The organism is Acidovorax sp. KPB24-07, from assembly GCF_057543315.1.
Window position 1 is genome coordinate 1 of record NZ_BAAJYS010000603.1, and the last position, 1,542, is coordinate 1,542.

At 72.0% G+C, this 1,542-nt stretch carries 1 protein-coding gene and 2 pseudogenes; 1 reads left to right on the top strand and 2 read right to left on the bottom strand.

Going from position 1 to position 1,542, the window contains the following annotated elements; all coding sequences use genetic code 11:
* Positions 1–195 (bottom strand): annotated as a pseudogene (locus AC27IQ_RS24275) (contractile injection system protein, VgrG/Pvc8 family); the annotation flags it as partial.
* Between AC27IQ_RS24275 and AC27IQ_RS24280 the strand changes: the two are divergent.
* A pseudogene (locus tag AC27IQ_RS24280) lies at positions 191–727 on the top strand (Smr/MutS family protein); the annotation flags it as partial. The pseudogenes AC27IQ_RS24275 and AC27IQ_RS24280 sit on opposite strands and share 5 nt — an antisense overlap.
* Positions 728–779: 52 nt before the next feature.
* Here AC27IQ_RS24280 and AC27IQ_RS24285 read toward each other — a convergent pair.
* Positions 780–1,542 (bottom strand): ATP-binding protein (locus tag AC27IQ_RS24285; protein WP_487091099.1); only part of this gene is annotated, 763 nt, incomplete at its 5' end.

Below are 1,542 nucleotides of genomic sequence, written 5' to 3' on the forward strand. Positions count from 1 at the left end.
CGCCTGCAGGGTGAACTTCTGAAACGAACCCTCCTCCTGCGGCGTGCCCTTCGGCCCGGGCGCCGCGGCGCTGACCTGGGGATTTTCCTTGAAGTGGTACTCGAGGCTGGTGAGCAGGTACTGCTGGTTCTGGTCTTCGCGGGGGTAGTTCTCCAGCGTAAAGGTATAGCCAGGTGCAAGGGCCCTGTGGCGCGCCGAGCTGATGCTGTTCGAGACCGCGGTGGGCCCGGTGCAGGCCCTGCGCGGGCAGCACGACCGGCGCTGGCACCTGCCCGAGCCGGTGGAGCCGCTGCCCGTGCAGCGCGAGCTGGACGAAGAACGCGTGCTGATGGAGTCCATCAGCGACGAGTTCGACGTGACGACCTTGCTGGACGTGGACGACCAGATGAGCTACCGCCGCAGCGGCATCGGCCCCGAGGTGACGCGCCGCCTGCGCGCGGGCCACTGGAGCATCCAGCGGCAGCTGGACCTGCACGGCCTGCGCACCGACGAGGCCCGCGAGGCGTTGGGCGAGTTCATCCGACTGGCGCACCGCACCGGCCTGCGCTGCGTGCGCGTGGTGCACGGCAAGGGCCTGGGCTCGCCCGGCAAGACGCCGGTGCTGAAAGGCCGCGTACAAAGCTGGCTGGTACAAAAGAAAGAGGTGCTGGCCTTCGTGCAGGCCCGACCGGCCGAGGGCGGCGCGGGGGCACTCGTGGTGCTGCTGCAGCCGGTGCAGCGGCATTGAGTTTTGAAGGGCGGGCGGTGCACTGCCTGCCACCGCCACCGCAGCGGCCGCGTCAACCCGCCGGACGGTGCTCCGCCCGCACCAGCCCCCGCAGCTCCAGCCGCACGCGCAGGCCGCGAAGGGCCTCGCTTTTGTCCAGCTGCAACCGCCCGCCGTAGGCCTGGGCGATCTGGCTCGCGATGGCCAGGCCCAGCCCGCTGCCCTGCACGGATTCATCGAACCGCACGCCGCGCTGCCCGGCGGCCTGCAATTGCTCGGCGGTCATGCCGGCGCCATCGTCTTCGATGTCCAGCCGCAGGCCCGGGCGATCGGCGCCCTCCTGCCGCGACAGGGTCAGCCGCACCCGCGAGGCGGCCCACTTGCCTGCGTTGTCCAGCAGGTTGCCCAGCACCTCCTGCAGGTCGGCCTGCTCGCCGCGCCACAGCAGGCGGCCCGCGGTGCGGTCGTCCAGCGCCCAGTCCAGTTCCTGCGCGGCATGCAGGCGTTGCATCATCCGCACGACCTGCGACAGGCAGTCGCGCACGTCCACCGCCTGCCCCGCGGCGCCGGGGTGGGCGTGCAGCGCATCGCTCAAGGTGCGGGCCTGGTAGCGGTCCACCAGCTGGGCCATCGCCTCGACCTGCTGGCGCACCTCGCCGCTGGGCACCTGGGGGTGCGCGCTGGCCTGGGCACTGAGCAGGGCCAGGGGTTTCTTGAGGGCGTGGTTGAGGTCCACCGCGTGGGCGCGGGCGCGAGCCACGACGTGCGCGTTGTGCGCCAGCAGGCCGGCCAGCTCGCTCTGAAGGGGCTGCAGGTCGCGCCCCGTGGGCGCGGCC